At 36.6% G+C, this 21,021-nt stretch carries 19 protein-coding genes, 3 rRNA genes and 1 riboswitch; of the genes, 2 read left to right on the forward strand and 20 right to left on the reverse strand.

Going from position 1 to position 21,021, the window contains the following annotated elements; translation table 11 throughout:
- Positions 1 to 44: 44 nt before the first annotated feature.
- The 5 genes from rrf to B5D14_RS00025 all read right to left on the reverse strand — a co-directional run bounded on the left by rrf (position 45) and on the right by B5D14_RS00025 (position 6,471).
- Positions 45 to 158: ribosomal RNA gene (rrf, locus tag B5D14_RS00005) — 5S ribosomal RNA — on the reverse strand.
- A gap of 91 nt (positions 159 to 249) precedes the next feature.
- Positions 250 to 3,152 (reverse strand): 23S ribosomal RNA (locus B5D14_RS00010).
- A gap of 254 nt (positions 3,153 to 3,406) precedes the next feature.
- A 16S ribosomal RNA gene (locus B5D14_RS00015) occupies positions 3,407 to 4,931 on the reverse strand.
- The 16S, 23S and 5S rRNA genes sit together here, the layout of an rRNA operon.
- 322 nt (positions 4,932 to 5,253) lie before the next feature.
- Positions 5,254 to 5,784 carry a DUF402 domain-containing protein gene (locus tag B5D14_RS00020; protein WP_078710537.1) on the reverse strand — a complete coding sequence of 177 codons (531 nt, stop codon included), beginning with the start codon at positions 5,782 to 5,784 and terminating at the stop codon, positions 5,254 to 5,256.
- 126 nt (positions 5,785 to 5,910) lie between these two features.
- Positions 5,911 to 6,471, reverse strand: a complete 561-nt coding sequence (locus B5D14_RS00025; protein WP_078710538.1) for an energy-coupled thiamine transporter ThiT — start codon at positions 6,469 to 6,471, stop codon at positions 5,911 to 5,913.
- A 33-nt stretch (positions 6,472 to 6,504) separates the two neighbouring features.
- Positions 6,505 to 6,595, reverse strand: a riboswitch (TPP riboswitch).
- A gap of 56 nt (positions 6,596 to 6,651) precedes the next feature.
- On the opposite strand from B5D14_RS00025, the gene B5D14_RS00030 reads away from it, so the two are divergent.
- Positions 6,652 to 7,113 carry a GAF domain-containing protein gene (locus B5D14_RS00030; RefSeq protein WP_078710539.1) on the forward strand — a complete coding sequence of 154 codons (462 nt, stop codon included), beginning with the start codon at positions 6,652 to 6,654 and terminating at the stop codon, positions 7,111 to 7,113.
- 11 nt (positions 7,114 to 7,124) lie between these two features.
- Here the strand turns inward: B5D14_RS00030 and B5D14_RS00035 are convergent, their stop codons facing one another.
- From B5D14_RS00035 to B5D14_RS00055, 5 genes are read right to left on the reverse strand one after another with little or no spacing between them, the layout of a single operon-like run.
- Entirely contained in the window at positions 7,125 to 7,937 is an 813-nt protein-coding gene (locus B5D14_RS00035; protein WP_200804719.1) for an AAC(3) family N-acetyltransferase, read from the reverse strand.
- A complete protein-coding gene (locus tag B5D14_RS00040) occupies positions 7,927 to 8,415 on the reverse strand; it encodes a phosphatidylglycerophosphatase A family protein (protein ID WP_078710541.1) in 489 nt (162 codons plus the stop codon). The genes B5D14_RS00035 and B5D14_RS00040 overlap by 11 nt, the downstream gene beginning before the upstream one ends.
- 1 nt (position 8,416) lies before the next feature.
- A complete protein-coding gene (locus B5D14_RS00045; RefSeq protein WP_078710542.1) occupies positions 8,417 to 9,331 on the reverse strand; it encodes a pseudouridine-5'-phosphate glycosidase in 915 nt (304 codons plus the stop codon).
- A complete protein-coding gene (locus B5D14_RS00050; protein ID WP_078710543.1) occupies positions 9,328 to 10,263 on the reverse strand; it encodes a carbohydrate kinase family protein in 936 nt (311 codons plus the stop codon). The genes B5D14_RS00045 and B5D14_RS00050 overlap by 4 nt, the downstream gene beginning before the upstream one ends.
- Entirely contained in the window at positions 10,260 to 10,802 is a 543-nt protein-coding gene (locus B5D14_RS00055; RefSeq protein ID WP_078710544.1) for a DUF1836 domain-containing protein, read from the reverse strand. The genes B5D14_RS00050 and B5D14_RS00055 overlap by 4 nt, the downstream gene beginning before the upstream one ends.
- Before the next feature lie 93 nt (positions 10,803 to 10,895).
- Here B5D14_RS00055 and B5D14_RS00060 point away from each other — a divergent pair, with 93 nt between their 5' ends.
- Positions 10,896 to 11,789, forward strand: coding sequence for a carbohydrate kinase family protein (locus B5D14_RS00060; RefSeq protein WP_078710545.1), 894 nt, complete (start codon positions 10,896 to 10,898; stop codon positions 11,787 to 11,789).
- Positions 11,790 to 11,804: 15 nt separating this feature from the next.
- On the opposite strand, the gene B5D14_RS00065 is transcribed toward B5D14_RS00060, so the two are convergent.
- From B5D14_RS00065 to gatC, 10 genes are all read right to left on the reverse strand, one after another.
- Entirely contained in the window at positions 11,805 to 12,758 is a 954-nt protein-coding gene (locus B5D14_RS00065; RefSeq protein ID WP_078710546.1) for an L-lactate dehydrogenase, read from the reverse strand.
- Between the two features lie 75 nt (positions 12,759 to 12,833).
- Positions 12,834 to 13,376, reverse strand: coding sequence for a DUF3783 domain-containing protein (locus B5D14_RS00070; protein WP_078710547.1), 543 nt, complete (start codon positions 13,374 to 13,376; stop codon positions 12,834 to 12,836).
- Between the two features lie 81 nt (positions 13,377 to 13,457).
- Entirely contained in the window at positions 13,458 to 14,804 is a 1,347-nt protein-coding gene (locus B5D14_RS00075) for a DUF6179 domain-containing protein (RefSeq protein WP_078710548.1), read from the reverse strand.
- Positions 14,785 to 15,210 carry a DUF6323 family protein gene (locus B5D14_RS00080; RefSeq protein WP_078710549.1) on the reverse strand — a complete coding sequence of 142 codons (426 nt, stop codon included), beginning with the start codon at positions 15,208 to 15,210 and terminating at the stop codon, positions 14,785 to 14,787. The genes B5D14_RS00075 and B5D14_RS00080 overlap by 20 nt, the downstream gene beginning before the upstream one ends.
- Before the next feature lie 149 nt (positions 15,211 to 15,359).
- The gene (locus tag B5D14_RS00085; protein WP_159443662.1) at positions 15,360 to 15,788 is read right to left on the reverse strand and encodes a bis(5'-nucleosyl)-tetraphosphatase; all 429 of its coding nucleotides are present in this window, start codon (positions 15,786 to 15,788) and stop codon (positions 15,360 to 15,362) included.
- Entirely contained in the window at positions 15,785 to 17,107 is a 1,323-nt protein-coding gene (gene rlmD / locus B5D14_RS00090; RefSeq protein ID WP_078710551.1) for a 23S rRNA (uracil(1939)-C(5))-methyltransferase RlmD, read from the reverse strand. The genes B5D14_RS00085 and rlmD overlap by 4 nt, the downstream gene beginning before the upstream one ends.
- A 33-nt stretch (positions 17,108 to 17,140) precedes the next feature.
- Positions 17,141 to 17,824, reverse strand: a complete 684-nt coding sequence (locus B5D14_RS00095) for a hypothetical protein (protein ID WP_078710552.1) — start codon at positions 17,822 to 17,824, stop codon at positions 17,141 to 17,143.
- A 50-nt stretch (positions 17,825 to 17,874) separates the two neighbouring features.
- Positions 17,875 to 19,305 carry an Asp-tRNA(Asn)/Glu-tRNA(Gln) amidotransferase subunit GatB gene (gene gatB, locus B5D14_RS00100; protein WP_078710553.1) on the reverse strand — a complete coding sequence of 477 codons (1,431 nt, stop codon included), beginning with the start codon at positions 19,303 to 19,305 and terminating at the stop codon, positions 17,875 to 17,877.
- A 1-nt stretch (position 19,306) separates the two neighbouring features.
- On the reverse strand, positions 19,307 to 20,725 hold the full coding sequence (locus B5D14_RS00105) for an amidase family protein (protein WP_078710554.1): 1,419 nt from the start codon (positions 20,723 to 20,725) through the stop codon (positions 19,307 to 19,309).
- Positions 20,725 to 21,021 carry an Asp-tRNA(Asn)/Glu-tRNA(Gln) amidotransferase subunit GatC gene (gatC, locus tag B5D14_RS00110; RefSeq protein ID WP_078710555.1) on the reverse strand — a complete coding sequence of 99 codons (297 nt, stop codon included), beginning with the start codon at positions 21,019 to 21,021 and terminating at the stop codon, positions 20,725 to 20,727. The genes B5D14_RS00105 and gatC overlap by 1 nt, the downstream gene beginning before the upstream one ends.

Below are 21,021 nucleotides of genomic sequence, written 5' to 3' on the forward strand. Positions count from 1 at the left end.
AAAAACGCAAGAAAAAAGGATATCCGCAAGGGATATCCAAGGTTACCTGGCAACGAGCTAGTTTCACTATGGCGTGCATAGCTATAATCGCCGCTGAAATGCTTAACTTCTGTGTTCGGTATGGGAACAGGTGTGACCATTTCGCCATCATTACCAGATTTGTGAGAGAAATTCTCTCAAAACTAAATAACAGTTTAAGACATTTTTTGTATCTTTCCGAATTGTTGTTGTGTTTGTTTTACTCTTGACGTGATTAAATCCTCGACCTATTAGTATCAGTCAACTCCATACATCACTGTACTTCCATCTCTGACCTATCAACCTCGTCGTCTTCAAGGGGTCTTACTTTCTCAAGGAAATGGGAAATCTCATCTTGGAATTGGTTTCACGCTTAGATGCCTTCAGCGTTTATCCAGTCCGTACTTAGCTACCCAGCCATGCCACTGGCGTGACAACTGGTACACCATCGGTACGTCCATCCCGGTCCTCTCGTACTAGGGACAGCGTTCCTCAAATTTCCTACGCCCACAACAGATAGGGACCGAACTGTCTCACGACGTTCTGAACCCAGCTCGCGTACCGCTTTAATGGGCGGACAGCCCAACCCTTGGAACCGAATTCAGCTCCAGGATGCGATGAGCCGACATCGAGGTGCCAAACCTCGCCGTCGATGTGAACTCTTGGGCGAGATCAGCCTGTTATCCCCAGGGTAGCTTTTATCCGTTAAGCGACGGCCATTCCATACTGCACCGCCGGATCACTAATCCCGACTTTCGTCCCTGCTCGACTTGTAAGTCTCGCAGTCAAGCACCCTTCTGCATTTGCACTCAACGATTGATTTCCAACCAATCTGAGGGTACCTTTGGGCGCCTCCGTTACTCTTTAGGAGGCGACCGCCCCAGTCAAACTGCCCACCTGACACTGTCCTTTGACCCGATCAGGGCCATAAGTTAGAATTTCAAGTAACTAAGAGTGGTATCCCAACGATGGCTCCATTGAAACTAGCGTCCCAACTTCTTAGCCTCCCACCTATTCTGTACATAGTTAATCAAAACTCAATATCAAGCTACAGTAAAGCTCCATGGGGTCTTTCCGTCTAGTTGCGGGTAACCTGCATTTTCACAGGTACTAAGATTTCACCGAGTCTGCTGCCGAGACAGCGCCCAAATCATTACGCCTTTCGTGCGGGTCAGAACTTACCTGACAAGGAATTTCGCTACCTTAGGACCGTTATAGTTACGGCCGCCGTTCACTGGGGCTTCAATTCAAAGCTTCGCCTTGCGACTAACTCATCCTCTTAACCTTCCAGCACCGGGCAGGCGTCACCCCCTATACTTCGTCTTGCGACTTTGCAGAGAGCTGTGTTTTAGTTAAACAGTTGCTTGGGCCTCTTCACTGCGGCTCTCTTTTACAAGAGCGCCCCTTCTTGCGAACGTACGGGGCAATTTTGCCGAGTTCCTTGGCAACAGTTCTCTCGCTCACCTTAGGCTTCTCGCCTTGACCACCTGTGTCGGTTTTGGTACGGGCCGCATCTTGATTAACGCTAGAAACTTTTCTTGAAAGCTGGTATCACAAACTTCGCTACTTGGTCGCCCGTTCACTCGTCGTCACGCTTTTGGATTGACATGCGGATTTGCCTACATGTCTCCTACTTCGCTTAATCCCCAATCCATTAAGGGGTATTGCTAACCTTCTTTGTCATTCCTTCACTCAAGTGCGGGTACGGGAATATCAACCCGTTGTCCATCGACTACGCTTGTCAGCCTCGCCTTAGGTCCCGACTTACCCAGGGAGGACGAACCTTCCCCTGGAAACCTTAGTCAATCGGTGTGTAGGATTCTCACCTACATCTCGCTACTCACACCGGCATTCTCACTTCCAAACGCTCCACCACTCCTTACGGTATGGCTTCAACGCTGATTGGAACGCTCCCCTACCCAATATCTTACGACATTGCCATAGTTTCGGTATTCTGCTTAGCCCCGGTACATTTTCGGCGCAGGGTCACTCGACTAGTGAGCTGTTACGCACTCTTTAAAGGATGGCTGCTTCTGAGCCAACCTCCTAGTTGTCTGTGCATCCCCACATCCTTTTCCACTTAGCAGAAATTTTGGGACCTTAACTGATGATCTGGGCTGTTTCCCTTTTGACCATGGACCTTATCACCCACAGTCTGACTGCCGAGTATACAATTCTGGCATTCGGAGTTTGATACCATTCAGTACCCCTAGATGGGGCCATCATGATTTCAGTGCTCTACCTCCAGGTTGCTTACCTCGACGCTAGCCCTAAAGCTATTTCGGGGAGAACCAGCTATCGCCGTGTTCGATTGGAATTTCTCCGCTAGCCACAATTCATCCGCCAACTTTTCAACGGTGGTCGGTTCGGTCCTCCAGTTGGTATCACCCAACCTTCAACCTGATCATGGCTAGATCACACGGCTTCGGGTCTACCATCACGTACTATGTCGCCCTATTCAGACTCGCTTTCGCTTCGGCTCCGTTTCTTCAACTTAACCTCGCACGTATTGGTAACTCGCCGGTTCATTCTACAAAAGGCACGCCATCACCCATTAACGGGCTCTGACTTCTTGTAAGCATACGGTTTCAGGTTCTATTTCACTCCGCTCCCGCGGTTCTTTTCACCTTTCCCTCACGGTACTGGTTCACTATCGGTCATAATGGAGTATTTAGCCTTACCGGATGGTCCCGGCTAATTCCGACAAGGTTTCACGTGCCTCGCCGTACTCAGGATTCCACTAGGTCTCATTCGATTTTCGTCTACAGGGTTTGCACCTTCTTTGACCGACCTTTCAATGCCGTTCGACTAACCGTTTGAGTACCACGTTGTGGTCCTACAACCCCAGTCCTTAGACTGGTTTGGGCTCTTCCCCTTTCGCTCGCCACTACTTAGGGAATCATTTTTATTTTCTTCTCCTACAGGTACTAAGATGTTTCAATTCCCTGCGTTCTCTTCTCACAAGCTATGTATTCACTTGTGGATAACACTGCATTACCAGTGCTGGGTTCCCCCATTCGGATACCCCCGGATCTCTGTGTGCTTACCACTCCCCGAGGCGTTTCGCCGTTCGCTGCGTCCTTCTTCTGCTCATTATGCCAAGGCATTCACCGTACGCCCTTTTTCATTTAATCACTTCGCCACAAGACTGAGATTTCTTCTCGTGGACTTCTTTTTTTAGATTGAACTGTTTTTACTATGTTTTTCCTAAAATCATTTCATTGCTGTTCTGATTTTTGAAATCTAGTTTTTCAACTTTTCGGAAAGACCTTAATATCTGTCTTTCTCTGTTATTCAGTTTTCAAAGAACTTCTGAGAAATCACCGATCTCTCAAAACTAAATAGGAAATAAACGCTTAACTCAATTACTGTACTTCTTTCTCCTTAGAAAGGAGGTGATCCATCCCCACGTTCCCGTAGGGATACCTTGTTACGACTTAACCCCAATCATCAGTCCTACCTTCGACGGCTCCCTCCTTTACAGGTTAGGCCACCGGCTTCGGGTATTACCAACTCTCATGGTTTGACGGGCGGTGTGTACAAGGCCCGAGAACGTATTCACCGCGGCATGCTGATCCGCGATTACTAGCGATTCCGACTTCATGAAGTCGAATTGCAGACTTCAATCCGAACTGAGACAACCTTTGTGTGTTTTGCTCGCTATCACTAGCTGGCTTCACGCTGTAGTTGCCATTGTAGTACGTGTGTAGCCCAGGTCATAAAGGGCATGATGATTTGACGTCATCCCCACCTTCCTCCGGTTTATCACCGGCAGTCTCTCCAGAGTCCCCAACTTAATGATGGTAACTGAAGACAAGGGTTGCGCTCGTTGCGGGACTTAACCCAACATCTCACGACACGAGCTGACGACAACCATGCACCACCTGTATCCTTCATCCTCCCCTATATCTCTATAGGCTTGTCCGGTATGTCAAGACCTGGTAAGGTTCTTCGCGTTGCGTCGAATTAAACCACATACTCCACCGCTTGTGCGGGCCCCCGTCAATTCCTTTGAGTTTCACACTTGCGTGCATACTCCCCAGGCGGAATACTTATTGCGTTAACTGCAGCACTGAGTTTCCCCAACACTTAGTATTCATCGTTTACGGCGTGGACTACTAGGGTATCTAATCCTATTTGCTCCCCACGCTTTCGTGCTTCAGCGTCAGTTACAGGCCAGGCAACCGCCTTCGCCACTGGTGTTCCTCCATATATCTACGCATTTTACCGCTACACATGGAATTCCATTGCCCTCTCCTGTACTCTAGTCGACCAGTTTCTTAGGCTATATGGGGTTGAGCCCCACGCTTTCACCTAAAACTTAATCAACCGCCTACGCACCCTTTACGCCCAATAATTCCGGATAACGCTTGCCACCTACGTATTACCGCGGCTGCTGGCACGTAGTTAGCCGTGGCTTTCTGGTAAAGTACCGTCACTCCTAGATCCTATCCAGGCCGTTCTTCCTTTACAACAGAGCTTTACAACCCGAAGGCCGTCTTCACTCACGCGGCGTTGCTCGGTCAGGCTTTCGCCCATTGCCGAAAATTCCCTACTGCTGCCTCCCGTAGGAGTTTGGGCCGTGTCTCAGTCCCAATGTGGCCGTTCACCCTCTCAGGCCGGCTACGCATCATCGTCTTGGTGAGCCATTACCTCACCAACTAACTAATGCGACATAACCCCATCTATTTGTGTTTCTCACCTTTAATCATCAGAAGATGCCTTCCAATGACCTATCCGGTTTTAGCGTCCGTTTCCAAACGTTATCCCAGTCCTTATAGGTAGGTTGGTTATGTATTACTCACCCGTTCGCCACTAACTTCCAAGAGCAAGCTCTCTTCCGTTCGTTCGACTTGCATGTATTAGGCACGCCGCCAGCGTTCATCCTGAGCCAGGATCAAACTCTCCGTTTGAATTGCTCATTTATGACACTGACTTCTTTGTCAGTTTTATCCTTTTTGTTTCCTTTTTAATTGACGTTCGTTGTTTAATTTCCTATTCAGTTTTCAAAGATCGTTCGCTAACACCTTCGTGTTTAGCGGTTTGTTGCACCGGTGAGGTGCTTAACTATAATATCAAACGACTCCTTTACTGTCAACAACTTTTTGAACTTTTTTTAAACTTTTTTATTATTTTTTTACTTCGTTGTAAAAACCCCTTATTTATAGTCGTTTTCACCTTCATTTTTTCTTTTCTCTTCTTGATTTTGACAAACAAAAAGCACAAATCTTTGTGCTATTGTTTTTGCATCTTTTGATACAGTTTGTAATACCGATTAATTGTTTCATCATTAAAGGGATCTTCCATCTCTTTTATTCTGCGAATTAAATCTTGCATTTGTCCTTCAACAATCATTTTAATATCATTTGAATAATTCATCTTTTTCCCATGATCTTCATATTCATCTTCATCCAAGATTTCAAACAAACCATTTGGATATAATTTTATATCTAAATCATAGTCAATGTTTTTAATTGCTTCTCCATCATATAAACTAGGTGAAGCTAAATTACAATAATAATAAATTCCTGTCTTTCGAATCATTGTTATAATATTAAACCATTTATCTGGATAAAAGAAACAGATAGCCGGTTCTCTTGTAAACCATTTGCGTCCATCAGCTTCTGTTACCCATGTTTTGTTAGTAACCGCAACAATTTGTGATTCATTCGCTTCTATCACGAACCCCTTAGCCCATGTGCGATGCAAGGACCCATCATGTTTGAAACTTTGAATATATACCATTGACCCGATAGTAGGTAACATGTACTATTCTCCTTTCAAAATCATATTGTCCAAATAAAACCTTGTTTATTATAACACAAATATCCTTTCCTTTAGTCTTTAAAATAAAAATAAGGTTGAGTTGTACCTTATTCTTATCTACCTATTTTATTTTAAACCTACAAATTCAAAACGCTTTGTTGTACTTAGACGATGAATAATTAGTGGTACTAAAATTGCCGCAATAATTAGTGTTACAAAATTGAACCCAAAATTATACCCCATAGAATAAATCCAAGCTCCCGCACTACCCGCAACTTCATTTGCTGGCCAATAATAAACACCAGAGACAACTTGACCTGCAAATCGCACAAACATCGTTATTGCCATCCCTATATATAGATTAGAGATTTTCCCCATTTTAGGGAAAGCACTTGCCATACCACAGATAGCTGAAGGAATAATGTAATCCAATGAATATTGAATCGGATTTAAATACCATTCATTCAATCCCATCATTGAAGTCACTAACCACCACAATAGTCCCACACTAAATCCTTTTTTCCATCCTAAATGATAAGAAGCCATAAATACAGGAAGAAGTCCCAATGTAATACTTCCCCCACTTGGCATTTGCAAGATTGGAATAAACTTACTAACATAATCCAACACCACTGCCAATGCCACATACAAAGCCATGTAACTAAGATCTTTCACGTTAATTTTCATAAAAAAACACCTCCGATTTGTTCAAAGGCGTAAGGATAAAAACTAAGAACTCCCTACGCTAGTATTAACTAGATCAGGTGATAAGGGTTAACTCTCAGCACAATGTGCACCCCTGTTCACGGTCTTTATTATAACATCGATACATGTGTGATACAATACAATAGAAAAAAAGGAGACCTTATGATTGATTATCCATTATTAAACAGTCAAGTTGAAGCACTACTTGAAGAAACAGATAAAATTGCAGCACTCGCAAATCTTACCGCTTGCATCAATGAATCCCTCGACAACATCAATTGGGTTGGATTCTATTTTCTAACAAATAACGAATTGGTACTTGGACCCTTTCAAGGCAAAGTAGCTTGTACACATATTTCGTTAGATCGTGGTGTGTGTGGTAAAGCCGCATCCACAAAGACAATTCAAATTATTAAAAACGTTCATGAATTCAAAGGTCATATTGCATGTGATAGTGCCTCAGAGAGTGAGCTTGTCATTCCAATCCTTGTAAATGATGATGTTGTAGGACTTCTTGATATCGATTCTCCTTCACTCAACCGATTTAGTGAAAGGGATGCAGTTGAATTTGAAATGATTTGCAAATTAATAAGTGAAGCTTATTTACTCCATAACTGGAAATAAGCTTCACTTTTTTATCTATAGATTTCGTATTTACTTCTCGCTTCAAAGCAACGTACCATTTCATCAATTGCTACATCTGCTCTAAATAGTTTTACATCTGAATTACCTATCTTCATATCGCGAATAGCACCTTTTTCTTTTAGTTCTAATTCAACCAAAACAAATTCATCACTATTGACGTCAATATCCAAATATTTCTTCCAAACTCTTCTTCCTTCAATTTCTACTGCAGCACCTTGAAGTAAAATCGGTCTACAATCAGATCGATATTCCGCTAAATGCAGTGCTGTGCAATTATCAAACCCAACACCAAGTAGTAAAACATATCCTTTTAACTCATATAATCTAGCAGTTGGTGATTCTTCTGATAATGAAAAATGAAGCGAGTGACGATTACACAATAACTTCGCATATTTTCCCCAAGCTACATAGGCACTGTTGGGATGATTAGATATGACTGCACCATCACGTCTTCTTAAATTCTCCGCAATGTCTCCCATACAAACACTTTCCGATTCTTTCTTATGAAAAGCTGGGGTATTTTCTCTTATTGTTTCAGCAAGACCCATTTCAACAGGTGGATTGACCCAAAATGTGGGCTCTGTGTTGTTACTACAATGCATCGGCATAAGAATAGTTCCACTATAACCAACGACATCAATGAGCGCATCAACTACTGTTTGTGCTCCTCCAATTACATAACCAAAACTAGACAATGATGCATGAACCTCCAATATCATCCCTGGTTTTACTCCAAGTTCGATAAAATTCTTCATCAAGTCCTTTTTGGTTAATACTGTTGTAATCATCTTTCTATTTTTCACTACTATCCCCTTTTTCCTTACCATGCGCAATTTTACTAGCAGCACTAGCTGCAATAGCTCCAACAATATCATCCAAGAACGTATTGCATTGTGGACCTTCATGATTATTCAATTTCGCAATAATTCCTGGTTTCACTCTATCAATATATCCATAATTTGTTAAAGCAATTGAACCATAGATATTACATATTCCATACGCTAATACTTCATCGACACCATAAAGTGAATAATCTTGCATTAAAATTGTTTCCAATTCCTTTGTAGCAAGTTTTCCCTCTTCAGCCATCATATCTAAATTAATACCCGTAACAATAGCATGTTGTACTTCACGTTTTGAAATAACTTGTTTTACTCCATCCAATACTTCTTCTAGTGTTAAATCTGGGTAGTAATCCTTTTGTAATAATTTAGCGCATTCTGCAATGTCTTCAAGTTCTACCCCTCTATCATGTAATAACTGAACACAAACATCATACATATTATTCACCTCTTAATTGACAAAGTTCTTTTGCAATTTCCGTTCCAACACGTGCATTATTAAACACAAGTTGAATATTTGAATCTAAACTCTTACCACCAGTTAATTCTTTAATTTTTGCAAGTAAGAAAGGTGTTGAATCTTTTCCATGAACACCTTGAGCATCCATTTCTTTAATTGCTGAATTAATCGCAACATCCATTTCATCTTTGTTCATTGCATATTCCTCAGGAATTGGATTTGTTACAAGTACGCCTCCATCAAGTCCCATTTCGCGTTTTGCTAAAATTGCTTCAGCGATTTCTTTTTCGCTATCCATTTCATAGTCCACCATTAAACCTGATGTTCTTGTATAGAATGCAGCCAATTCTTTTGTCTTATATCCTAACACTGGAACTCCAAATGTTTCAAGGTATTCAAGTGTAAGTGGTAAATCTAAAATTGCTTTTGCTCCAGCACAAATAACAGTTACATTTGTATGTGCTAATTCTTGTAAGTCAGCTGAGATATCAAATGTTTCTTGTGCTCCACGATGAACACCACCAACACCTCCAGTTACAAATACTTCAATGCCTGCTTTTGCCGCAAAAATCATAGTTGTTGCTACTGTTGTTGCACCCCATAATTTCTTTGACATAATAACTGGTAAATCACGGCGAGAAACTTTAATGATTCCTTCGCGTTTTCCAAACTCTTCAATTTCCTCTGGTGTCATACCAACAACACCAACACCATCTATAATCCCAATCGTTGCAGGCACTGCACCTTTTTCACGAATAATTGCTTCTACTTCTAATGCTGTTTTCACATTTTGTGGATAAGGCATTCCGTGAGATATAATTGTAGATTCTAATGCAACAACGGGTTGATTGTTATCTAATGCTTTTTGTACTTCTGGGTTTACTCTAATCATCATAATATTTTCCTCTCAATTTCTAATGTTTTAATTGTTTCTTCTATTAGTTTAACACATAATTCAGGATTCACAGTATGAATGCATGTAATTGTACATACTGCTGCTGCTATCGCAAACTCAACGGCATCATCAATGGATTTCCCATTCATTCTAGCATAGATATACGATGCCAAAAAAGCATCTCCTCCACCTGTCGCATTCGCAACTTCCACCATTTTATGTTTAACCCAAATTTTATGATCCTTGTTTCCCGCAAGAACACCTTGTTCACCCAGACTAATAATAGGCTCTTCAACACCTTGCTCTATGTAATTTTCTAGTGTTCTAATCGCTGATGCTTCATCTTCAATTTTTATATTTGTAAAAATCTCTGATTCATATTTATTTGGTTTAAAGATTGAAAAACGATTCAATATCCCCTTTACTTTATCTGCCTTTGCGGTAGAGATTGGATCAATCGCAATCTTAGCACGCGTATTTGATGTAATATAATCAATTAAATCCTTCTTCAAATTTGTATCAATAACCAATAAATCATCTTCTTCTATCTTACTCAAGATATCCGCCAACATGATTTCATCCATATGATTTAGAATATCCATATCACTCATTGCTAAGTGCATATCATGCTTCTCATCCAATATCGCAAGATAAATCGAAGATCTTGCATCATGAATTACTTTAGATAACGAACAATTCATCCCCACATCTTCACAATACTTCTTCAATTGTATTCCATACAAATCATCTGCAAAGATTGTAACAAAATAAACCTCTTTACCCAGTCGTGATAAATTCTCTGCAATATTTCGACCAACTCCACCAAAGGAAGTTGTGATTATTCCTGGATTTGAATCAAACATCTGCAAAGGTTTAAAGCTAGCCCCGCAAATATCAACATTGGCTCCGCCAATCACAAATACTCTATTCATAATTCTCCTCGAAAACTTTCTTGTTGAAGTTTTACTTTCTTCGACGCAACAATTTTATTCGCAAAAGCAAGTGCCGCCATCTTAAGTGCTATTTCATCTTCTTGGATAACTGTTACCCGTGTATCATTTTTTATCTTGGCATTGATCATCGCCATTGCCTGTTTCAATGCCTTTTCTTGTTCTTCACAAAAAAAGTTGTATGCTTCATGTGTCCCCGATAAATTTGCTTGGAAAAGAATACCATCCTTTACCTCTTTAATTGTCATCACTTGTTTAAGAATGGTAATCGCAATCAAATAACCAAAATGAACACGATTATATTGTTTTTTACGATTTGGTGCAGGTATCATTTTCCACTTCACATAATTATTTATCATTGATGGTGTCAAAATTTTTTCATCTTCTATTAAAGTGCCTACATACTTTTCAATCAAAGTAATTACTTGATCTTTATATAAGTCCATATCAGGAAGCTCTTCCCAACGTGGTAAATGGACATTATTTACTTGTTCACTCCATATTTCTAATTCTTTATCCATTGTAAGTCCTCACTAATTTATTCTATTTTATCATACTTCTATAACAAATTTCCTTATTTTTCGTTATAATAATTGAAGAAAGTAGGATTAACAATGAAACAAAAAGTACTCTTATTAGGTGGATGTTGCATTGATGAAATATTAGAATGTGACCACTTACCCAAAGCTGGTGATGATATTTTAATTAAATCAAAAAAAGTAATGCTAGGTGGTTCATGTTTAAACGTCGCAACCGTTTTAAAACGTTTGGGCAAAGAACCCATTCTTTATTCCGCTTTAGGTCATTCTATCTTTTCACAATATAAAGCTGATTTAATCGAAGAAGGTTTTGATTGTAGCTGCATCTATGAAGTTGAGGGACAAACTGGAACTTGTACCATCTTGATTGATAGTTCAAAAGAAAGAACTTTTCTTACCTACAATGGAATTGAAGGACAATTCAACGAAGATAAAATTCCTCTTACTGTTATCGATCAAATCGAATGGATTTATTTATCTGGTATCTTTTTAACCTACAAAGATGAATCACAAAAAATCGTTCCATTTCTAATGCGAATGATTCATCAAGGAAAACATATCTTTTTTGACTTAGGGTCACTTGTAGATCAAATCGAAATTAACCTACTAAAAGAATGTATTGAGTTATCATCCATTATAAAAGGAAATGAATCTGAGATCGATATATTAGTGAATCGTTTACATCTTGGTCATATCACTGAAATTCTAAATACAAACTTGAGAATTATTATTAAAACTTGTGGAGCGCAAGGATCACTTACATATTTAGAAAAGAATAGTTTATCTACCCCAAGTGTTGAGGTTGAACCAATTGATACAACAGGTTCTGGCGATAGCTTTGTGGGTGCATTCATAGCGAGTTTATTAGATAACTTATCAACACAAGAATGCTTAGAAATTGCTTCCAAGTTTGGGGCAATTGCGACAACACATGCTGGCGGAAGAATAAAACTAAACGAAAAAAAATAAGGAATTTCCTTATTTTTATTTTAGGAGAGGATCAATTGCATTTTGATTGATCTCTTTTAATGTTTCACAACTCTTATCAAACTTTGCTTGATCAACTTCATTTAAATCAATTTTAATAATCTCTCGAACACCTTCACGATTAATGACTGCCGGTACTCCAATGTATAATCCTTCATGACCATACTCACCATTTTGATAAGCTGATACAGTTAAGATAATGTTGTCATCATTTAAAATAGCTTGAACTAAGCGGTTGAGTGATAACCCTATTCCATAGTAGGTCGAGTGCTTACGTTTTACAATTTCATACCCTGCTTGTTGAACCTGCGTATAAATATCATGAAGATCACTTAAATCTCTCTTCTTTTCATCGAGCAATTCAAGAAGTGGCTTACAACCAATATAGGCATTATTCCAAGGCACAAAACTTGTATCACCATGCTCACCCATAATATAAGCGTGAATATTACTTGTAGATACCGTTAAATATTCACTCATCATAAATCTAAGTCTTGCAGTATCTAATAAAGTACCTGTACCAATAACACGATGACTTGGTAAGCCACTTACTTTTTGAGCAACATAAGCCATACCATCAACAGGATTACTCGCAACGACAATGATACCATCAAAACCACTCTTCATCACATTTTCAGTTACATCTTTCAATATCACTGTATCACGTGCTGTCAAATCTAATCTTGTTTCATCAGGACGTTGTGTTACACCCGCTGTAATAACTACAATTTGTGCACCTTTACAATCTGAATACTCACCAGCTTTAATCACCATATTGTGACGAGCATATGGTAAGCCATGTTGTAAATCCATTGCCTCACCAATTGCTTTTTCTTTGTTGACATCGATTAATACGAGTTCATCCAATCCACCCGTTGTCATAAAACTATACGCCATACTCATACCAACAGAACCTGTTCCTACGAGTACTATTTTTCTTTTCTCATTCATATTTTTACCCCCTATGTACTTGTTAATAAGTATACACTATTTCACAACTAGGAACTAGACTACAAAATAGTGAATCTATTGAATTTCTTTTAATAAACTTAAACAAGCATGAATATTCTCCTCAACCTGCTCCAATGTTCTTTCAGGCGATTGAAGTATCATATAAGATTTCATGATTTGTTCCTTAAATACAGTTTGCTTCTTTTCATCTAATGAATGTAAATCAACCTTACTAGTCGATATAATTACTTGTTTTAAAACCTCACTCTTTTGAAATAATTCATGTTCTTTTTTTACTTCTTCAAACAAATCATGGAGTCTCCATGTTTTGTTATGCTCTGTCTGCATGATTTTAATTCCACCATAAGGAACTTCTAACTCTTTTAACTTATTTAGAAATTCAAGCATGTCTTCTGTAGTAAAACCTTGCATCATCATGAACATTTCATCAAATACTTTATTTTCTTCAAATGTTGAATCAATCACAAATGCTTCTTCTAATGTTTTATCTAAATCACAATCACATAAAGAAGATACTTCCACACCTGTTATTTTTGACAATTCTTTATAGGTATCCACCATTTCTTTAGGACATCCATACAATCTGATTTTCTTCATTATTCCACCTACTTTTTATTTATCATCATTTTACCATGAAGGGATTCCACATTTCATTAAAAACTCTTTTCCATAATTTCATTAATTCATGACAATTCTAATTTTTCTTACCAACTCTTCAATTTCCATTCGATCACTCTCATGAATTGATTGAAGGGTTTTTGCTAAATACATTTGCCAAGCTACCGACAAATTAAAATCATCATAGAAACTCTTATTAAATTCAACTTTCATATTAAACTTACCTGCATCTGGACATGCAATCTTTACAAATAGTGCTAATTGTTGATTTGTACATGACAAGAAATATGCCGAAAATTCATCACCATAAAATATTTCATGATCAAATAAATCCAAAATATCAAATAATCCAATTTGTTTTGTTTGCATGTATTCCACTTTACCTTTAGTTGTGTTAATACTTTGAATCGCATTAAACAACAATTCAAAATGAACACTATCTTTCGTATCCGTTAAATATACACAGTATTTATCATCTAGAATTTTGTTATATACCAAAAGTTCTATTTCATCTCTATAAAACAAATCAAACTGTCTCATTATGTTCTCTTTGAATAACTCCAAATAAGCTACGATATCTTTTCCAAATTGCATCTTCATTTCTTCATACACCTCATTAATTCTTTGCCTATATCGATGACTTAATAAACGTATATTTTGAACTTCATTCTCTTCTAATACTAAATCGATTTTCTGTATCATGCGATTAGCAACATATTGTATTAAAAACAACTCACACAGATTAATATTCAATAAATTGATTTCAATATCTTTGCATACCTCATATTGCTTTACTAAATCATAGATACGTAGTTTAAATAGGTTACAAAAATCATTTTCAATTTTAAATCGATTTAGATAATATAAAACCAAATCCGTTCCATCTACCTTATACATATCATGATCTAGCGGAATTCCATCAATTAATGGATAATCTAAATCTTCATCTGTATGACAATGATTAAATTCTCCACGGTATTCATCTAAGGATTTTAAGAATCGTGGTATTTGTTCATCAATTATACTGTTATATCGATCATTCTCTACTCGTAATCTTGATATAACCAATTGTTTATAAATTTCTTTGATTTCATGAATGTCTTTTTCTATTTCTAAATTTCCCTGGGAATAAAAAGTCCGTATACTCTCACTTTTAAATTTTGATATTTCCATCATACTATGATTAACATGATAACTAATTGTATCTAATATTCTTTGGTAATTTTTCTTACTTATTGCTGAACTTTTTTTGTGATTAAATTTCAACACAAATTCTTTTGAAAGTAGTTTAAGTTCTATTAATAATTCCTGATATCGATTGGATGTTATCAAATGATTTTCTCTACATACATTCAATGTTTCAAGAATTGATAACTGACTACTCGCTTTACTCAACAATGTTGTCACGATTTGAATACCCTTCTTTCTTTAGTTTTGCAATGATGGTTTGAATTAAATCTTTTTCTAGTATTCCAAAGGATTCAATATAACACTTATAACAAATATCTATTAAATCTAAGTCATCTAAATGCCAATCAAATCTCATTCTTATTTTGTAATATAGATAAATTGCACTCTTTAAAATACCCATTTTATTTTCATAACTTAAGTAAGGAGAGTTTGTATAGGGTTGAATAATCTTGAATAGCATCTGGTCATCAAATTCGATACCTTCTTCTCGCTCTAGCACATATTTTTGATATTGGAATAATTCTTCAACTTCTTCATCACTTAGTTCAAATCCTCTTATCATTAAATATTCATTAATGACTGAAATTGAATTTTTTAACTCATCTTGTTTTTGAAGTTCCATAAAATCCTCCTCTGCTTACAGTGTCCACTAGTTATACCACCACCCACCACCCCTTACAACTCTTGAAAAATCAGCGATTTTGTGATATAGTTAACACGTAAAAAGAAGAGAAATCTTACATTATGTAAGTGTTCTCTTCTTTTTTTATTTTACTTGGTGTTATTCTTTCCTATATAATCCATCGCTTTTTGTAATAGTTCTTTTGAATTATTATAAGTCACTTTACTCAATGCTTGTTTATAAGGTAATAAAAACAACTTCATAATCTCGTTTTCTTTACCACTGACTTCTTGGTTATCATAAGTCGCAAGAAAGTAAGTTACATGTTTCATGATGTGCATTTCTTTTTCATACTCAACATCCTCCATGAACCCTTCAACGAAAGTTGCATCAATATCAGTTTCTTCCTTGATTTCTCTTTTTGCAGCTCCAATTTCGGTTTCACCCTTTTCAAGATGTCCTTTAGGAAATCCAATGTGCCCATCTAATTCTTGAACTAATACAAAATACAGTTCTTCCTCAATTCTAGTATACAAGATAGCTCCTGCTGAATATTCATAAATATATTTTTCAATCACCGCGTGTACACACTTATATTTTCCACATGATGTGTTAATGGAAACATATCAACAGGTTGTACTTCTTGAATCTGATATCCTAACTCTTTAAGAGTCACACTATCTCTTGCTAATGTTGAAGGATCACACGATACATAGATAATTCTCTTTGGATTCATCTTTGCAATTGATTCTAATGTAATTTGATCACATCCTTTTCTTGGTGGATCAACTATGACTACATCAATTGTTTCATTACGTTCTAATAATTTCATTGCACCATCTTTTGCATCAGCACAAATAAATTCAACATTAGACACATCATTGATGAATGCATTCTTCTTTGCATCCTCAATTGCTTCCGCAACAATTTCAATACCAATTACTTTTTTTGCATATTTGGATGCAATGATACCAATTGTTCCAGTTCCACAATATAGATCAACAACTGTATCTTCATTTGTAATTTGAGCATATTCAATTGCTTTATCATATAAAACTTGAGTTTGATCAGGATTAATTTGATAAAATGATTTACTTGATATATTAAACTTTAGATCATGGAGTTTTTCTTGAATCATTGTTTTGGATGTTAACGCTATTTCTTCATTTGATAAAACTACATTATCATTTCTAGTATTAATATTTACAATGATGCTTTGAATATTTTCAAATTCATTCATTAATTCTCTTTTTAACTCTTCTATGCCATTAACTGGATACTTATTTACTACAAATACAACCATGACTTCATTTGTTTTATGGGCATGTTTAATCAAAACATGTTTAAATATTTTTTCACAATTGTATTTTACAATCAATTCTTTTAATCGCTTTACAATTTGATTTGATTCCTCTGTTTGAACTAAACAATCATCGAATTCAATAATCTCATGGGTATGATTGCGATAAAATCCCATTTTAAGTTGATTCTCTTCAAATTGAACAGGTACTTGTACTTTGTTGCGATAGCGATAAGGGTTTTCCATATCAAGTACATCATGAACGAGAGGTTCACTGTGTGCTATTGATTTAAAACAGTCTTTTACTTTCTCATGCTTAAAATAACGTTGTTCATCTCTATCCATATGTTGGAGTTGGCAACCACCACAATTTTTATAAATTGTACAGATTGGTTCTACTCTATGAATTGAGGGTTTTAAAAGTTGAACACATTTTCCAAATCCATAATTTTTCTTCATCGAAGTGACTACAATTTCACCTTCTTCATCTCTCAACATATTTTTGACAAAGAATACAATGCCATTGTACTTCACAATTCCTAACCCATCTGTATTGTATCCAATACATGTGCTTATAAATTTATCGTTTTTATTCATGAATCCTCCTAAAAGAAAAGGAGCTATGCTCCTTTATTCTGTTTTACCTTCATCTGGTTGTGCTTCAGTTCCATCATCAGCACCACCGACTGTCATTTCATCATCATTTGGAGTTGGTGTAGGATTATTTCTATTTTCTACATCATCTCTTAATTGTTGTGCAAGTTCTGCATCCAATGGATCAGAGACTACTTGACTACGTGCTGTTTCCATATTTGAAGATTTATTTTTAATTACATAAACAAAGTTCTCAGAATCACGATCTTTTGCAAGATTGTATACATGAACTTCAATATCATACATTTTCTTACCATCTTGAAGTTTGAAATAAGTTCCTTCTGGTAAAACACTAACTACATCATTGTAAACTGCATCCGCAATACTTGTTGCTTCTGCGCTTGATGCTGAATCTGTGATATCAACATAAACACGAAGTGTTGCCGAAGATAATTCTACACTAACTTTTTCAACTCCGCTTTGTGATTTTACTTTCGATTCTATTTCCGAAATATTTGAACTAGTAATAGCTGGATCTAAATCACCTTTAAAGCGATCTCCAAAGATTGGTTTTCCCGTATTGAAAGAAGCAGATAATAGAATAAATCCAAAAATAATGAATGGAACGACAATAAGTGCCCCACCAATTAAAATGATTTTGCTCGTACGATCTAATTTACGCTTCGATTGGTTTTTTACTTTTTTTCTATTTTGTGACATTTCTTCACTCCTAACATGGATATTGTACATAAAATTGAAGAGTTTTACCACTATTTTATGCGTTTATTCAATTCTTCAACTATCATTTTGTTGGTCATTGCTGGATTTGCTTGACCTTTTGATTTCTTCATAACTTGACCCACAAGGAAGCCTACAGCACGATCTTTACCGTTTCTATAGTCTTCAATTGATTGTGGTTGCTCATCTAGAACTTCGTTAATTAAGCTCTCTAGCATTGAGGTATCACTTACTTGTTTTAACCCTTTTTCTTCAACAATTTGATTTGGATTTTTACCAAGCATTACATCTTCAAATACTTCTTTAGCTTGTTTCCCTGAAATATCACCATTTTCAATCATATTGACCATGGTTGCTAAATCTTCTGGTTTCATTTTTAAATCTGGGATTTGAACATTATTTTTACCTAACCAAGCAAGTACATCAGTAATCATCCAGTTGCATGCTAATTTAGCGTTTTTACATGTTTTCATGACTTCTTCATAAATTTCCGCTAATTCTTTGTTTGCTAAGAAAACATTAATATCATATGCACTTAATTGATAATCTCTTTGGTAACGTGCTCTTCTTTGTTCAGGTAATTCTGGTAGATTAGCTTGAATTGATTTGATCCATGCATCTTCTAATCGAATAGGAACAATGTTTGGTTCTGGAAAGAACTTATAATCTACATTTCCTTCTTTTAATCGCATTAATATGGTTGATTTAGTTGCTTCATCAAAACGACGAGTCGCTTGTTCAATGATTCCACCTTCATCCAATATCTTTGCTTGACGCTCAATTTCATAATCAATTGCTTTTTGTACATTACTAATTGAATTTAAATTCTTAATTTCATTCTTAACACCATACACAGTTGAACCTTTTGGCATTAATGAAATATTTACATCACAACGCATTGAACCTTCTTCCATCTTTACATCAGATACACCCAAATAGTATAAAGTTTGACGAAGTGCTTCAACATAGGCTGCAGCTTCTTCACCATTTGTCATATCAGGTTCTGATACAATTTCAATAAGTGGTGTCCCAGCTCGATTAAAATCAATTAATGTTCCTTCTGTTAAATGGAATTGTTTTGCTGTATCTTCTTCCATATGGATACGATTGATTCTAATTTTCTTTTTACCTAGAGATGTTTCTATTTCAATATGACCCTCTTTCCCAATGGGAAAGAATTGTTGAGTAATTTGAAATCCTTTTGGTAAATCAGAGTAGTAATAATTCTTACGATCAAATTTAACGACAGGATCAATTTCCAAATGCAATGCAGTACATGCTTTAATCGCTTGTTCAACTGCTCCCTTATTTACACAAGGAAGTGTTCCTGGATGAGCAAGATCAATTTCATTTACACAACTATTCGCAAGTTTACCAAATGTTGTAGGAGAACTTGAAAACATTTTAGAATTTGTATTTAATTCACAATGGATTTCTATTCCAATGACTACATCATATTCCATGTTATTCTACCTCCGCTACTAAATCATGTAATCCTGTGCAGTTTTCAATTCCTGCTCCAAGATTAAACATTGTTTCTTCATCAAATGCTTTGCATGTGATATTAACACCCAAAGGACATCCTTGATCAAATCCCATTGGAAGTGTCATGCTTGGATATCCAGAAAAGTTACCCATGACCATAAAGTTTTCTGCAACTAAATATTCATCCATTAGTTCATCAATTTTCTCACCTTTGATTTTAGGTGCAATTGTAGAACTTGCAGGTGCAATTAAACAATCAACATCCTGTAATGCTTTTTGCATTGCTTCTACAATTAATCGACGTACTCGTTGTGCTTTTCTAAATAATTTTTCTTGGTTCTCTACAAATAAACCATAGCTTCCTGTAATAAATCGTTTTCTGACTTGAAGTCCAAATCCTTTTGTACGAGAGTTAATCATAACTTCTTCTGTACTATCACCCATTTCTTGTTCACCAAAGCGGATTCCATCTAAATTCGAGTGATTTGCAGTTGCTTCGCAATTCGCAATCATATAATAAGTAGGAAGAATTGCACGTAGTAAGGCATTATCAAATTCAATTTCTTGTATTTCTGCACCTTCATTTTTCATCTTTGTAATTAATTCATTAAATGCTTTTGAAGTTGCTTCATTTTTAATCGCATCCGTTACATTCTTAATAATTCCAATTTTCTTTCCTTTTAAAGAGGCATTTAATAAAGAAGAGAAAGCAGGTACTTCTTTATTAGAAGATGTCATATCACGATCATCTCTTCCAGCTAAGACCTCAAGTCCAATGCATGCATCCTTTACATTACGTGTAAAATAGCCTACATGATCTAAACTTGATGCATAAGGGATAATTCCATAACGAGATATGCGACCATATGTTGGTTTTACACCTACAACGCCACAAAATGCTGCTGGTTTTCTTACTGAGTCACCGGTATCTGAGCCAATCGCAAAAGGAACAACACCACTAGCTACAAGTGCTGCACTTCCTCCTGAACTACCTCCTGACATACGAGTTGTATCCCAAGGGTTTGCTACAGGGCCAGTATAAGCAGTTAAATTTGAACCACCCATTGCTAGTTCATCCATGGATGCCTTTGCAATATAGATCGCACCTTGTTTCTTTAGTAGATCAACAATGTGTGCATTGTAAACAGGAACATAATTATCTAAAATTTTGCTCGATGCTGTTGTACGAATTCCTTTTGTATTTACATTGTCTTTTAATGCAATGGGTACTCCTGCCATCAAACCATTTTTCACTTCATCTAAATGAGCTAATTGTTCACTTGGATCCACAAATGTAACCACCGCGTTAATCTTAGGTTGAATTTTATGTGCTAAATCAATTGCTTGTTGTACATTTTCTTTTGCATGTGCAACATCATTTCTTAACTTTTCTATCATTAGCGTACCACCTTTGGAACTAGTATATGTCCATTTTTTGTTTTCGCTGCATTTGCTAATGCTTCTTCTTCACTCAATACATTAACAACTTCATCCATTCTTAAAAAAGTCGTCTCCATCTCAAATGGATATACCATTGGTTCTACACCTTCTGTATCCACTTGATTTAATAATTCCATTTGTTTTTCAAGAATCATAAACTCTTCTTGGATTTCATCCAATTCATCATCACTGCAATCAAACATACATTGATGAGCCAAATGACGTAAGTATTCTTTGCTCTTTATTTCTGTCAT

This window comes from Anaerorhabdus furcosa (assembly GCF_900167375.1).
In the GTDB taxonomy this organism is placed as follows: domain Bacteria; phylum Bacillota_I; class Bacilli_A; order Erysipelotrichales; family Erysipelotrichaceae; genus Anaerorhabdus; species Anaerorhabdus furcosa.